This window comes from Fulvivirga kasyanovii, assembly GCF_009711405.1.
Taxonomy (GTDB): domain Bacteria; phylum Bacteroidota; class Bacteroidia; order Cytophagales; family Cyclobacteriaceae; genus Fulvivirga; species Fulvivirga kasyanovii.
The window spans coordinates 1-14,263 of sequence record NZ_SMLW01000500.1 but is presented as its reverse complement, the minus strand read 5'-3'; the positions used below and the strand labels follow the sequence as shown (position 1 = coordinate 14,263).

The following is a 14,263-nucleotide window of genomic DNA, read 5'->3' as shown; positions in this document are numbered from 1 at the left end:
TTTTACTCTGAGCTTATGCTCATCCATCTCCAATTCATTCCCGTCGCTCAGGTTGTCCAGTATATCCAACGATAAAGCCTGGGTCTCATTACAAATATATTCCCGGTTTGCCTCCAAAGCTGAATTAACCAGATCAGTATTCTTTTCTATGTTGATCTTTATTTTATCCTGCACCTCAAGTCCCATATCCTTACGCAGGTTTTGCACCCTGTTTACCAGGTCACGGGCTATACCTTCTTTACGCAAGTCGTCTGAAATAGTAATATCCAGGGCCACTGTAAGCCTGCCTTCGGAGGCCACAGACCATCCCGGTATATCCTGATAGTTGATCTCTACATCCTCCAATGTCAGCTCTACAGTACTATCTGTCAACTGTAGTTTCAGCAGGTTATTGTTCTCCAGTATCACAATATCATCTGCCGGAAGCTGATTGATCTTGGCGGCTATTTCCTTCATTTTAGGGCCATGCTCCTGGCCCAGTTTCCGGAAATTAGGCTTGATGTTCTTTACAAGTACGCCGGACTCATCGTCAACAAATTCAATTTCTTTAATGTTCACCTCAGAGAGTATTAAGTCTTCTACTGCACTTACTTGTCTCTTAAACTGATCATTTATTACAGGCAATAAAATTTTTGATAGCGGCTGACGCACTTTTATCTTATGTTTCTTTCTCAAAGAGTGCACCAGCGATGAAATATTCTGAGCAAGTGACATTCTTTGTTCGAGATCAATATCTACCACATTCTGGTCAGTTTTAGGGAAATCTGCCAAATGTACGGACTCAGATTGCTCAAGACCGGTAACAGCGTTAAGGTCCTGATAAAGCTGATCCATATAAAATGGTGCTATAGGTGCCCCGAGTTTTGCAATGGTCAGGAGGCAGGTGTAAAGTGTTTGATAGGCTGCCTTCTTGTCGTTATTATACTCACCTCTCCAGAAACGCTTCCTGTTTAACCTTACGTACCAGTTACTCAGGTCATCAATAGTAAAATCCTGGATCAATCTTGCTGCACGGGTCGGCTCATAATCCTCGTAAGCAGCATCAACCTTGGCTATGAGGCTGTTTAACTTTGAAAGTACCCAACGGTCACTCTCCGTCCTCTCACTGGCTGCGATCTCACCATCTTTATAATCAAACCCGTCAAGGTTAGCATAGAGAGCAAAAAACGAATAGGTATTTTGCAGCGTACCAAAGAATCTCCTCTGTACCTCCACGACACCATCCATATTAAATTTCAGGTTGTCCCATGGATTGGCATTAGATATCATATACCAACGGGTAGCGTCCGGTCCGTGCTCAGCCAGTGTTTTGAACGGATCTATGGCATTGCCCAATCGTTTGGACATTTTGTTGCCGTTCTTGTCCAGAACCAGGCCGTTGGCTATTACATTCTTAAATGCAACATTGTCATACAGCATTACTGCAATAGCATGTAGTGTAAAGAACCAGCCTCTCGTTTGGTCAACACCCTCAGCTATGAAGTCTGCAGGGAAGTTTGCATCAAAGATGTCTTTATTTTCAAAAGGATAGTGCCATTGCGCATAAGGCATAGCTCCGGAATCGAACCATACATCGATAAGGTCAGGCTCCCTGAACATTTTTTGTCCACTATCACTAACCAGCACCACATTATCTACATAAGGTCTGTGAAGATCGAAGTCATCACCAATAGATTCTGACATGAACCCTGCTTTGATTGACTTTTCAACCTCTGCTTTTAGCTCCTCCATAGAGCCAATGCATTTTTCTTCTGCTCTGTCCTCAGACACCCATATAGGTAAAGGCGTGCCCCAGAACCTTGATCTTGACAGGTTCCAGTCCACCAGGTTTTCAAGCCAGTTTCCGAAACGGCCCGTTCCCGTAGACTCGGGCTTCCAGTTTATAGTCTTGTTCAGCTCTACCAGCTTATCTTTCATGGCTGTGGTTTTGATGAACCATGAATCTAACGGGTAGTATAAAACAGGCTTATCCGTTCTCCAGCAGTGAGGGTACGAGTGTTCGTACTTCTCTACTTTGAATGCCCTGTTTTCTTCTTTTAATTTGATTGCAATTTGTACATCGAGTGATTTTTCGGGTGCCTCTCCATCCTTGTAGTACTCATTTTTAACATACATACCTGCAAAGTCGGTGATCTCTTTCACATACCGCCCTTGCTTGTCAACAATCGGCATGGCATTACCTTCTTCGTCCTTTACAAGTATGGCACCTATTCCTGCCTGCTTCGCTACCCTTTGGTCATCCGCACCAAAAGTAGGGGAGATGTGTACTATACCTGTACCATCTTCGGTACTCACATAATCACCGGGGATCACTCTGAATGCCGGGCCATCAGGGGCCACATAAGGGAGTAATTGCTCGTACTCCATACCTACAAGATCAGTGCCTTTGTATTCGGCTATCACTTCGTAAGGGATAAGCTTATCTCCTTCTTTAAAATCTTCAAATGCCACATCTTTGGCTTTGGCATTGAAATATTCTCCCAACCTGTCCTTAGCCAGGATTACATTGATTTCTTTAAAGGTGTATGGATTGTAGGTTTTTACCTTAACGTAGTCGATCTTCTCTCCGACCGCCAAAGCGCTGTTACCTGCCAGCGTCCACGGAGTAGTTGTCCATGCAAGCAGGAATGTGTTTTCTTCACCTTTTGCCTTGAACTGCGCTGTTACCGTAGTATCTTTTACATCACGGTAGGTGCCGGGCTGGTTCAATTCATGGGAGCTCAGCCCCGTGCCAGCAGCAGGTGAGTAAGGCTGTATGGTATAGCCTTTGTACAACAGGCCTTTGTCATAAAGCTTCTTGAGCAGGTGCCACAAAGTCTCCATGTAGTCCCTGTCGAAAGTCACGTAAGGATTATCCAGATCGACCCAATAGCCCATTTTCTGGGTCAGGTCATCCCATTCATCCTTATATTTCATTACCGTTTCACGGCACTTCTGATTGTATTCTTCAACGGAGATCTTTTTTCCTATGTCTTCCTTGGTAATGCCCAGCTCTTTTTCAACCTGCAATTCCACCGGCAGACCGTGGGTATCCCAACCTCCTTTACGCTTTACCTGAAAGCCTTTTAAAGTTTTGTATCGACAAAAAATATCCTTTACGGCCCGGGCCATCACGTGGTGAATTCCGGGTGTACCGTTGGCCGATGGCGGACCTTCATAAAATGTAAAAGTTTCCTGCCCCTCGCGACTATCTACTGATTTTTCGAATATCTTGTTTTCCTTCCAATATTCCAGTATTCTATCGGCTACCTCGGCGTAATTGAGCCCTTTATACTCTTTGTATTTCACCTTTAATCTCCTTTAAATATTTATGAATTAATTCTGTCAGAAACATCACTTTTATCTCTCGTATCGTCCCCTTCAACCCTGATCAGATCAAGGTCAATTTCTTCATCCTCATCTTCCTGATAAAAGCCGTCATCATATTGTTCTATCAACGGGTGTGAATCTTTTCTGCGCTTACCATCATCAAATGTCATGAGCAGAGATGGTAATAGTATTAAGTTGGTGAACATCGCTATTAACAAAGTAACGGATGTCAAAATTCCTAAAGCCACTGTACCTCCAAAGCTTGATCCGGCAAAAATAACAAAGCCGGCAAATAAAATAATAGAGGTGTACATCATGCTGGCACCTGTCTCTCTCACACTTTTGCTCACGGCTACCGGCACAAAAAACTTATTGGCAAACAGTTCTTGTCTGTATTTGGCCAAAAAGTGAATGGAATCGTCTACCGATATACCAAATACAATACTGAATATCAGCGCAGTACTTGGCTTTAAAGGTATGCCGGCAAAGCCCATAATACCCGCAGTAATTACCAGCGGAACTATATTGGGTATAATTGAGATCAGGATCATCCTTACATTAACGAAGAGGAAGCCCATGATTATGGAAATAAGGATAAAGGCCAGGATCAGGCTCATCCTGAGATTTTTGATCAGGAATTTATTTCCCTTAATGAATAATGGTGATGTACCCGTTATGTTCACTGTCAAATCTGTACCCGCAAATACCGAGTCCACTTCTGGCTGGATAACTTCATTGATCAGTGAGTCCATTTTATGCGAACCTATATCTGCTACCTGCATAGAGATCCTCATTTTCTGTAATGTGGAGTCCACAAAAGAATTGAAAAGCCCGGTACTATCATTCTGCCCTTTCATATATGGCAGTATGAAGTTACTTTCCCTTCTATCAGGCAAGCTGTATCTCGCCGGGTTGTTATTATAAAAAGCCTGCTTTGATGCTTTAACAAAGCTTACTATGGAAACCGGCTTAGATATGTCGCGATTCGATTCAAGGAAAGTCTCAAACTCGTCTATCTTTCTTAAGGTCCTGACATCTATTACTCCTCGGCGCTCGTGTGTATCCACTACTATTTCCAGAGGCATAATGCCGCTAAAGTTTTCTTCAAAAAAGGCCAGATCCCGCTTGATTTCACTATCAGCAGGCAGGTCATCCACCATGTATGATATGGCTTGTATCTTCAGGGTGCCAAAAATTGACACCACTACAAGCAGTGCAGTGACTGCATAGATGTAACTTCTATGCCTGTGAATGAGCAAATCCATTTTGGTCAATGCAAAATCAAGGCTCTTAAACTTTAAATGCTTAAGCTGTTTGCCTCCTGGAGGGGGCAGCCATGAAAAAACAGCAGGTATAAGGATTATACTCACGAGGAAGGTAGCCATGATATTCAAACCAGCTACGATCCCAAACTCTTTCAATATTACGATATCCGTAGATGCCAGCACCAAAAATCCAATGGCAGTCGTGAAATTGGTTATGAGCGTTACTAGACCTATTTTACGTACGACCCTGCTGACGGCCATGATCTTATTGCCATGTTTTTCGAACTCCTGATGGTACTTGTTCAGCAGATAAACCGCATTGGGTATACCTATGACAACAATTACAGGAGGGATCAATCCGGTCAATAAGGTGATTTTATAATCAAACAGGGCCAATGAGCCCAGCACCCATACTACCACGACAGCAATTACGGTGATCGGAAATACTACAGCGTCCCACGTGCGGAAGAAAAGAAATAGTATAAGTGCGGTAACGGCTATGGACAGAAAGAGGAATATCTGCATTTCGTTGCGCACCTTTCCTGCCACTACAGAGCGTACAAATGGTAGACCCGCATAATGGAGTTGTATATCCGTATCGCTTTCAAAAATCTCCCCTGCATCAACTATCTTTTGAGTAAGCTCCAATCTTTTTGGAGAGTTGACAACTTCCCTGTTGATGGAAACCAAAACCAGGGTAGCCCCGTTGTTTTCGTTGATTAATCTTCCGCTATAAAATTTCTGATTAAAAGCTACCTGTAGAAGGCTGTCGAAAGCGGCTTCGCTTTCCACCGGCCCCTGAAATATTTCTGTGAGCACAAATTTCTTCTCAGCGGTATCTTTTTCCAGTCGTTGTACCAATGGCAGCGAAAGCACATCGTTCACCCCATCGAGTGCTGCTATCCGCACACTTAGCTCACGCAGTTTCTCAAAGTTCTCAGGTGTATATACACTACTGTCTTTAATGCCGAGGGCCACCAGGTTACCATCCTCACCAAACTGCTGTTTAAACTGTTGGAAAACAACCATGTCCGGATCATCGGAAGGTACGGTTTTGGCAAAATCGTAACTCATTTCGGCATTTCGGGCATGGTACCCCATAAACGCCGTGATTGCCACCAGCAATAACACCAGCAGCAACCTGAATTTTATGATTATATGAGCAAGTTTAGTCCACATGTCGAAATAAGACCACAAAGGTAATCATTTTAGGTTTAAAGTATAATTTTAGCCACTAAACCTCAGCGCACTGTATTAACCGTTTGGAAGCGAAATTCCCTTGATTTTCCTGAACAGGGAAATCGCGTGAGTATCCGTCATTCCCGAAACAAAATCTATACAGCTCATTAGTACCTGATACATGTTTGAGCCTTCTGATATCTCGCGCCTCACCTCCGGCGGCATCAATCTCAAAGCTGACTGATTTTTCTTTGTAAAAACAGTTCCATTCAGCTTTTCATGCGCCGCCGTTACAAATACCGCCAGCAACCCGGGCAGTACCTCAAAACCTGCTGCCTCAGTTTCCATTACGGTACGAGCCCGGTAAATTTTATCAATGGAAAGCTTTTCTATATCCTTCAAAACGGGGGTCGTATAAATCGCATCGGTCAGGGCTGTATCAAATTTTCCCGTCAGCAGGTTTTCTTCCTCATCCAGGAATAATGAACAGCTTTCTTCAATCAATGTTCCAATAGAAAGTGCCCGCAACGTACCGATCCTTTCGTCAAGGCTCTCGATCCGCTCCAGCTTCTTCTTATCAAATTTCTCCCTGAGTATGCTCGCGTAAAGGTCAACGGTATCATCATAGCTTACCAGGCCAAGCCGGCACCCGTCTTCAAGATCTATCAGTTGGTAGCAAATATCATCTGCGGCCTCCACCAAAAAGGCCATAGGGTGACGCGACCACATAAAGTCACCATACCTGATCAAGCCCATATCCTCGGCTATAGCTGCGAACAACGGACTTTCAGATTGAAAGAAACCGTATTTTTTCTGACTTCGTCTTTCTTTGTCTCTGTTTTCGATTAGCGATTTGCGTGGGTATTTGCTGAATGCCGCAAGGGTAGCATAGGTCAGTTTCAGCCCCTGATAACGCTCTTTATTCAAAATGCGGAAGCCCTGGGCATTACCTTCAAAATTGGTCAAATCCTGCCATTGCCAATCTGTTACGTGTTCTTTAAGGTGCTTCCCCTGATCATGATAGAGGAAAAACTCTGAAATAGCGTCTTCACCTGAGTGCCCGAATGGAGGATTGCCAATATCGTGTGCCAGGGAAGCTGCGGCCACAATAGCCCCAAAATCATGAACTGAAAATTTGGACTGCAAACCTTTATGGCGTTCCAAAAGTACCTGTCCGGCCCTTTTGCCTAAAGTACGGCCTACGCTGGAGACTTCAAGGCTATGGGTAAGGCGCGTATGCACAAAGTCGTATTCCGGAAGTGGGTGTACCTGTGTCTTGTCCTGCAACCTTCTGAAAGGGTGCGAGAAAATAATCCTGTCATAATCCTGCTCAAAAGCACTTCTACTTATATCGTGCTCTTTAGGCTTCTCGCCTGATCGCTGGTTTGACAGCAGTTGTTCCCAATTCATGGTGCTCATAATCAATATATTAACTTAATTTATGCCGTTTTGCCGGATCCTGGTTTAATAATCTGGTCAATGTCTTATACAAAAGTGGCAATGCCTCTCTGAACTCCACAGGCCTTTCAAAAAAGTATTCGAGAGCAACAGCGAAAAATTCGTGCTCGTTAGTGCCCGCGTAGCTCCTGAAAAAGTGTGGCTCTCCTTTTTGCAATTTAGGAATCTCTGCAGCCGCTATTTTGCCTAATATGTACAGGCTCTCCGCATCCAGAAAATCAAACTCACTGTTTCTGATCCTGTTTTCAAAATGAATAGCGTGTGCCAACTCATGGATACCCACATTATAACTATCTGTAGGATCGGCATAGCCATCTACGAAGCTTTTCCATGAAAGGATGATGGCTCCCATACGAGGGTTCACCTCCCCAACATGGTAGGTCTTATTGATTGTGGAATAATAGGTATCCGGGTAGATGAGTATTTTATCAAAGTGGGCAAGATATACCTGCGGCAAACCAAAAGTAAGCTGGATGGCTGCCGCAGATATTAACACCTTCATCTCATCGGTAACTTTGGAAAACCCTCGGGGTATAAAGCGCTTTGAGTAAATAAAATGATGTACCCTCGCCTGAAACTTATCCTTGTCTTCCTGGGATAGTAAATTATAATATGAGGAATAGTTTTGCAGAATACGCTGATACTTCCCCGGCAGTTTCTGGTGTTTCTTAATGAATGAAAAAGCTTCACCAGGAATGGACAACATTACCTTTTTAAATATTAAAAACAATAAAATGGCTGTTGTCAATAACAGTAACAAAACCAGGGAAATACCAAAAGATTCTTCCAACCTACCCGATCTGCCTTAGTAATCCTGTCAACGACACTAACTCTTCTATTCGGCTTTTCAGTTCAGAGATATCTATTCTCTCCTGCTTTGCTGTATCCCTGTCTCTTAAGGTTACAGTATTGTCTTCAAGGGTCTGATGGTCAATAGTGATACAATAAGGAGTACCTATGGCATCCTGTCTTCTGTACCTCTTTCCAATCGTATCTTTTTCGTCGTATTGGCAGGCAAAATCATATTTGATCTTGTCCAGTATCTCTCTACCTTTTTCTGGCAGACCATCTTTTTGCAATAACGGCAATACAGCCACTTTTGAAGGGGCAAGTGCAGCAGGTATTTTCAGAACAGTACGTTCACTACCATCTTCAAGTGTTTCTTCAGTATAGGCAGAAGTAAGTACTGCAAGGAAGAGCCTGTCCAAACCTATTGATGTTTCTACCACATAAGGCACGTAGCTCTTGTTTTCCTGATGATCAAAGAACTGTAGTTTTTTTCCTGAATATTCTTCATGTGCCTTAAGGTCAAAATCCGTACGGCTGTGTATACCTTCCAGTTCTTTAAAGCCCATAGGGAAGTTAAACTCAATATCGCAGGCTGCATTGGCATAATGAGCAAGGTTCAAATGATCGTGATAACGATAATTTTCTTCGCCAAGGCCCAGTACTTTGTGCCATTTCATTCGTTGCTCTTTCCAGTGCTCATACCACTGCATTTCTTCTCCCGGCTTCACAAAAAACTGCATCTCCATCTGCTCAAACTCGCGCATTCTGAAAATGAACTGCCTGGCTATAATTTCATTTCTAAAGGCCTTACCAATCTGGGCTATACCGAATGGTAACTTCATGCGACCGGTTTTCTGCACGTTCAGAAAATTGACGAATATTCCCTGCGCAGTTTCAGGACGTAAATAAATCTTGTTTGCTCCTTCAGCCAGAGATCCCAGTTCCGTGGAGAACATCAGGTTAAACTGCCTTACATCAGTCCAGTTTTTTGAACCTGACACGGGATCGGCTATTCCTAATTCTTCAATTAGGGCCTTAAGTTGATTCAGGTTGCCACTTTCTATAGCAGCCTTCATTCTTGAGTTGATCATATCGATCTCCTCAGTATATCTCACCACACGGTCATTAGTAGCCACAAATTGGTCTTTGTCAAACTTATCGCCGAACCTCTTGGCTGCTTTTTCAACTTCCTTATTGATCTTGGCTTCTACTTTAGCTATGTATTCTTCGATCAATACGTCAGCACGATACCTTTTTTTAGAGTCTTTGTTATCGATCAAAGGGTCATTAAAAGCATCAACGTGCCCTGAGGCTTTCCAGGTGGTCGGGTGCATAAATATTGCAGCATCAATGCCCACAATATTCTCATTCATCTGCACCATGGATTTCCACCAATAGCTTTTAATGTTATTCTTAAGCTCTGCTCCATTCTGACCATAGTCATAGGCCGCGCCTAATCCGTCATAAATTTCACTTGAAGGGAACACAAACCCGTATTCCTTAGCATGAGCAACTATTTTCTTGAGTAAATTATCGTCTTGATTAGCCATGGGCGCAAAGATAGCAAAATGATTTTTATGCGATAGTTTCTTTCTCAATAGTATCAGCAATCTGCGCAAGGGGCAGCTTGATAATAAAGGTAGTGCCCTGCCCTTTTACAGAATTCACCTTGATCTTGCCCTCTAGTTTGTCGGCCATTTCTTTCGCTATATAAAGCCCCAGGCCTGAGCCTTCTGACTTCTCAGTGGCCCGGAAAAACATTTCAAAGATCCTGTCCAGAAGTTCGGGTTCTATGCCTTCGCCATTATCTTTAACAATTATTTCCAGCTCGTGCCCCCTGTTTTCTGCGGAGATCTCCACGTGAGGGTCCGGCTGATCGATATTGTGGTACTTTATGGCATTTGCAATGATATTATTTAGAATGATCTTCAGCCTGCTGCGGTCTCCCTGGAATGAAATGTCCTCAACCCCCTCATAGGTAATACTTATCAATTGTGAATTTTCAAAATATTGAAGGTTCTGAACAGCCTCTTTAATTATATCGATCAATACTACCTCTTCCTTCACTACATTTAGCCGCGAATTGCGCGAGTAATCAATGATGTCAGCAATAAAACCGTTCAATGTATTGATCCTCTCTTTCATCATTTCGAGAAACTTAAAATGTTCCTCCCTGCTATCTGACAATTGTGCAATGTTGATCAATCCGAGTACTGAGCTAAGGGGAGCCCTAAGATCGTGCGAAGTGCTGTAAACAAACCGGTCTAACTCAGCATTGGTTTTTTCGAGCATAAGGTTTTGCTCATATACTTTCTTCTCCGCTTGCTTCCTTTCGGTGATATCCATAATGGAACCTACCATACGCAAAGGGCGGCCCTGATCTGTCCATTGCGCCTGTCCTGTATCGAGGACCCATAGGTAAGTACCGTCACCTTTCCTAAAACGGCACTCTACTTTAAAAGGAAGCTTATTTTTCAAATGATCTTCCATACGTTCACTAAACCGGCCCCTGTCTTCCGGATGAATAACCTCCAGAAACTTTTCGCTGTTGAGGTCGTGCAACTGGTCTTTTGGGTATCCTAATAAATTGGCCAAAAATGATGAGATATACAGTTTGTCATTAACAGCATCCCAATCCCAAATACCGGCTCCAGAGCCTTGAAGGGCTAGTTCAAACCGCCTTTTGCTAATGATCAACTCCTCAGACGATGCCCTTAGCTCCCGCTCACTTTTCATAAGCGTCTCCTCTGACTTAGCATTGATCCGTAGCAGGAAGCTGATCATGAAAATAGCTGTTATGCAACTGACTGTAAAATTGATCACAAAGTTAAGGTTGACCTGAGACAGGGGAAATTCACTTTTGACGAGGAAGTCAAAATCAAATGAAGAAGATATAAAAAACAAGCTTATGGATAAAGCGGAAAAGAGATAACTTACCAGCCTTTCATCATAGCCGAACAATGTAAAGGCACCTATAACGCAAGGTATGAAAAATACGAAAGAGGCTGTTCCCGGAGGCTCAATCTCATAAGTACAGAAAATAGCAAAATTGGCCGCCAGTAGTATACAAAGCTTGGCCACTACATAGTATCCTTCCCTGTTCAGGAAAAATGTAAGAATGGAAAACCCAATGAATCCATAATATATAAATAGTGCAGAAAAGGTGTCGTTCAACAGGTCAAAGGCCATGTAGAAAAAACCTACCACCAGACATATTACACTGATTTGGCCTGTAAGGATGACTCTTTTGTACAGGGGCCAGGACTCAATGTATTCGTTTTTTTTGATGAAGAAGTTGCGGAATCGGAGGCTTTTCATGGAGAGAGGATAAGCACGTGGAGTAATTTAACGACCATAAATGTAACTCAACCTTCTCAATTTTCAAATAAGAAACCTCTCTAAAGTCCTAGTTTAAAGAGAATTATATTTCAGACATTTCACTTACCGATCATATTTTGCCCTCTCCCAGTACTCATCCATCTCGGCCAGTGTCATATTGCCAATAGATTTCCCATCTTTAGCAGATTCCCTTTCCAGAAACTGAAAGCGCTTTATAAATTTTTTATTGGTCCTTTCCAGCGCTTCTTCGGGGTTGATATCAATAAACCTGGCATAGTTGATCAATGAAAAAAGCAGATCGCCAAACTCTTGTTGAGCTTTCTCTTTGTCTATATTTTCAGGTGTTTCCGCATTAAATTCTGCCTTAAACTCCTGCATCTCCTCTTCTACCTTTTCCCATACCTGCTCCTTTTTCTCCCAGTCAAAGCCAATTCCTCTGGCTTTTTCCTGTATTCGCATAGCCTTGACCAAAGCAGGTAATGATTTGGGTACGCCTCCCAAAACCGAGGCGTTTTTATTTCCCTTTTCCTTAAGCTTTATTTTTTCCCAATTTTCCTTTACCGCTTGCTCATCTTCTGCTTCCACATCTCCATAGATATGCGGGTGCCGCTCCACCAGCTTATCACATACACCATTGAGTACATCAGCTACATCAAAGACCTTTTTCTCGGAGGCTATCCTTGCATAGAATACATTGTGCAACATCAGGTCCCCAAGTTCCTTTCTGATTTCATCAAGGTCATTTTCAATAATAGCATCACTCAGTTCATAGGTTTCCTCTATGGTCAGGTGCCTCAGGCTCTCCAGGGTCTGCTTCTTGTCCCAGGGGCAATTTTCCCTCAACTCGTCCATAATGGTGAGCAGTCTGTCGAAGGCTTCAAGTTTGGCTTTGCGGTTTAGGTCGGGAGTTGTTTTTATATCCGGCATTCTTACAGGCTTTTAGAAACTTTAAAAGTAATACGTACGTTTTGATAACGAATGGCTAAATTTGCAAAAAAATAGACAAACCATGACTACTTTATTACTGGGAATCGGCTTCATAGCACTCTTTTTCGGGTTAATGTCCGTAAGGCTGTTATTCTTAAAAAACGGTGAGTTTAAAGGCACATGCGCTTCACAAAATCCCTATCTGAATAAAGAAGGAGGTACATGCGGTTACTGCGGAAAAAAAGTAGGAGAGGGTGAGAATTGTGGAAACCCCGATTCAGAAGTCAATAAGGTAATAGCCAAGTATAACTAAGGTAAGCCATAATTTCTGGGAGACAACAGCTTTTCGACTCAGTGTTTAGCAATAGGCAAAAGCCGTTGGCAAAATGGCATGAATTAACAATAGGCGCGGTTTACTGATTTCCAGTGGTAAGCTACGTATTGCATAACCAACCCGTAAATAAAAAATCCCTGACCTTCAGGCCAGGGATCTTCGAACTATAATCCTCTGATTTTTTTATTCTTCTGTTGTTTCTACTGCTGCAACTTCAGTAGACGTGCAAACGGTTTTTGCATTTTCCAATTGCGACTGGAAGTAAGCAAGTTTTTCATCTGCTGACAAGAGATAGCTCTTCAGTTCTGCAACCTCTTCGGTTTGAACAGCCTCAGACGCCTTTAATTGAAGCGAATCCAGTTGAGAGGTCTTCCCTGTCCACTCTGTTTCAAAAGCAGTCCAGTCAGTGCTGATTTTTTCAAAAACTACAGCCTTGGCCGAATCAGAAACAGTAGTGTCTGCCTTACAAGCTTCAAATAGGGCATTAAATTGTTGGTGCCAGTCCGTGGCAATTTTACCGACGCTATCATAAGCTACCTGCAAAGAATCAACAGATGCCTGATACGCCTTCTTTTCTTTGTTTTCACAAGACATCACAACTACCATCATGGCTCCAGCCACCACGGTAAGAACGATTGTTTTCATTTTTAATTAACAGTGTTAAAATTTGTGATGCAAAATTATATAGCGGAAGAATACGTTGTTAGAATTAATAAATAATTATTTTTTATAGCCTGTTATCCGCGTTGCACCAGGTACCAGAGGTATGCCAGATATACCAATATAAACAGTATGCCTTCCCACCTGACAATTCTCGCCCCTTTGCCAACGGCTACCGCAAAAAGCAGTAAGGCACTGGAAATAATGATCATAATAATATCTGTATTGCTGGCAATATCAAAGGGCAGAGGCCTAATGAGGGCACTCACTCCCAGTATCCAAAGCAGGTTAAAAATATTGGAACCCACCACATTGCCAACGGCTATATCTGTATTGCCTTTATAAGCTGCCATAGCCGAGGTAAAGAGCTCTGGTAAGGAGGTGCCTATGGCAATAACCGTAAGCCCTATGAAGGTTTGGCTCAGCCCCATTTGTCCAGCTATTTTTACTGCACCGTTTACCACCCACTCACCACCAAAGTAGAGCCCCACTAATCCTATGGCAATAAGACCCAGGGATTTTGGAATAGAGTCCCTGGAAACATATTCCTCCTCAGGCGCTGAGGCCTCCAGGTTATTGCGGTGTACAGCATAAATATAGCCTATAAACAGCGAGAAAAATGCCAGCAAAATAATTCCGTCCAGTCTGCTTAGCGTTAGTGAGTTAATATCTGAAAACAGCGCAGCATTGGCCAAAAAGCCTACCAAAAGTGTTGCGATAAGTGAAAATGGGATTTCTGAAAAGTAAATATTCCTGGTAATGGGCAAAGGCCTGATGAGCGCACTTACACCGAGGATCAAAAGTATATTGGCAATGTTGCTTCCAAAAATATTTCCAATGGCTATCTCAGGGTTGCCTTTAAAACTGGCAGTGATATTAACCAGCAGCTCGGGAAGAGATGTACCAAACGAAACTATGGTCAGACCAATGATCATTTGGGAAATGTTAAATTTCACGGCTATGGACGAAGCACCCTCTACCAGAAAATCGGCACCTTTGACCA

The 14,263-nt window shown here is 42.9% G+C and carries 10 protein-coding genes; 1 reads left to right on the top strand and 9 read right to left on the bottom strand.

All coding sequences use genetic code 11. The annotated features are described in order from the left end of the window. The 7 genes from ileS to mazG form a co-directional block, all read right to left on the bottom strand. Window positions 1-3,288 (bottom strand): isoleucine--tRNA ligase (gene ileS, locus E1163_RS10065; protein ID WP_343033801.1); only part of this gene is annotated, 3,288 nt, incomplete at its 3' end. Window positions 3,289-3,308: 20 nt separating this feature from the next. Next, window positions 3,309-5,771 (bottom strand): efflux RND transporter permease subunit, encoded by a 2,463-nt coding sequence (locus tag E1163_RS10060; protein WP_343033800.1) that lies wholly within the window; start codon window positions 5,769-5,771, stop codon window positions 3,309-3,311. Window positions 5,772-5,828: 57 nt separating this feature from the next. Continuing rightward, the gene (locus E1163_RS10055; RefSeq protein ID WP_343033799.1) at window positions 5,829-7,172 is read right to left on the bottom strand and encodes a deoxyguanosinetriphosphate triphosphohydrolase; all 1,344 of its coding nucleotides are present in this window, start codon (window positions 7,170-7,172) and stop codon (window positions 5,829-5,831) included. A 10-nt stretch (window positions 7,173-7,182) separates the two neighbouring features. After that, window positions 7,183-7,917: a zinc-dependent peptidase gene (locus E1163_RS10050; RefSeq protein ID WP_155171312.1), complete on the bottom strand. Its 735-nt coding sequence runs from the start codon at window positions 7,915-7,917 to the stop codon at window positions 7,183-7,185. A gap of 85 nt (window positions 7,918-8,002) precedes the next feature. After that, window positions 8,003-9,550, bottom strand: coding sequence for a glycine--tRNA ligase (locus E1163_RS10045; RefSeq protein ID WP_155171311.1), 1,548 nt, complete (start codon window positions 9,548-9,550; stop codon window positions 8,003-8,005). A 25-nt stretch (window positions 9,551-9,575) separates the two neighbouring features. Continuing rightward, on the bottom strand, window positions 9,576-11,318 hold the full coding sequence (locus E1163_RS10040; protein WP_155171310.1) for a sensor histidine kinase: 1,743 nt from the start codon (window positions 11,316-11,318) through the stop codon (window positions 9,576-9,578). Window positions 11,319-11,441: 123 nt separating this feature from the next. Beyond that, window positions 11,442-12,266 (bottom strand): nucleoside triphosphate pyrophosphohydrolase, encoded by an 825-nt coding sequence (mazG, locus tag E1163_RS10035; RefSeq protein WP_155171309.1) that lies wholly within the window; start codon window positions 12,264-12,266, stop codon window positions 11,442-11,444. Window positions 12,267-12,348: 82 nt separating this feature from the next. Here mazG and E1163_RS10030 point away from each other — a divergent pair, with 82 nt between their 5' ends. After that, a complete protein-coding gene (locus E1163_RS10030; RefSeq protein WP_155171308.1) occupies window positions 12,349-12,579 on the top strand; it encodes a hypothetical protein in 231 nt (76 codons plus the stop codon). 204 nt (window positions 12,580-12,783) lie between these two features. On the opposite strand, the gene E1163_RS10025 is transcribed toward E1163_RS10030, so the two are convergent. Beyond that, window positions 12,784-13,245 carry a hypothetical protein gene (locus tag E1163_RS10025; RefSeq protein WP_155171307.1) on the bottom strand — a complete coding sequence of 154 codons (462 nt, stop codon included), beginning with the start codon at window positions 13,243-13,245 and terminating at the stop codon, window positions 12,784-12,786. A 92-nt stretch (window positions 13,246-13,337) separates the two neighbouring features. Then, window positions 13,338-14,263 (bottom strand): calcium/sodium antiporter (locus E1163_RS10020; protein WP_155171306.1); only part of this gene is annotated, 926 nt, incomplete at its 5' end.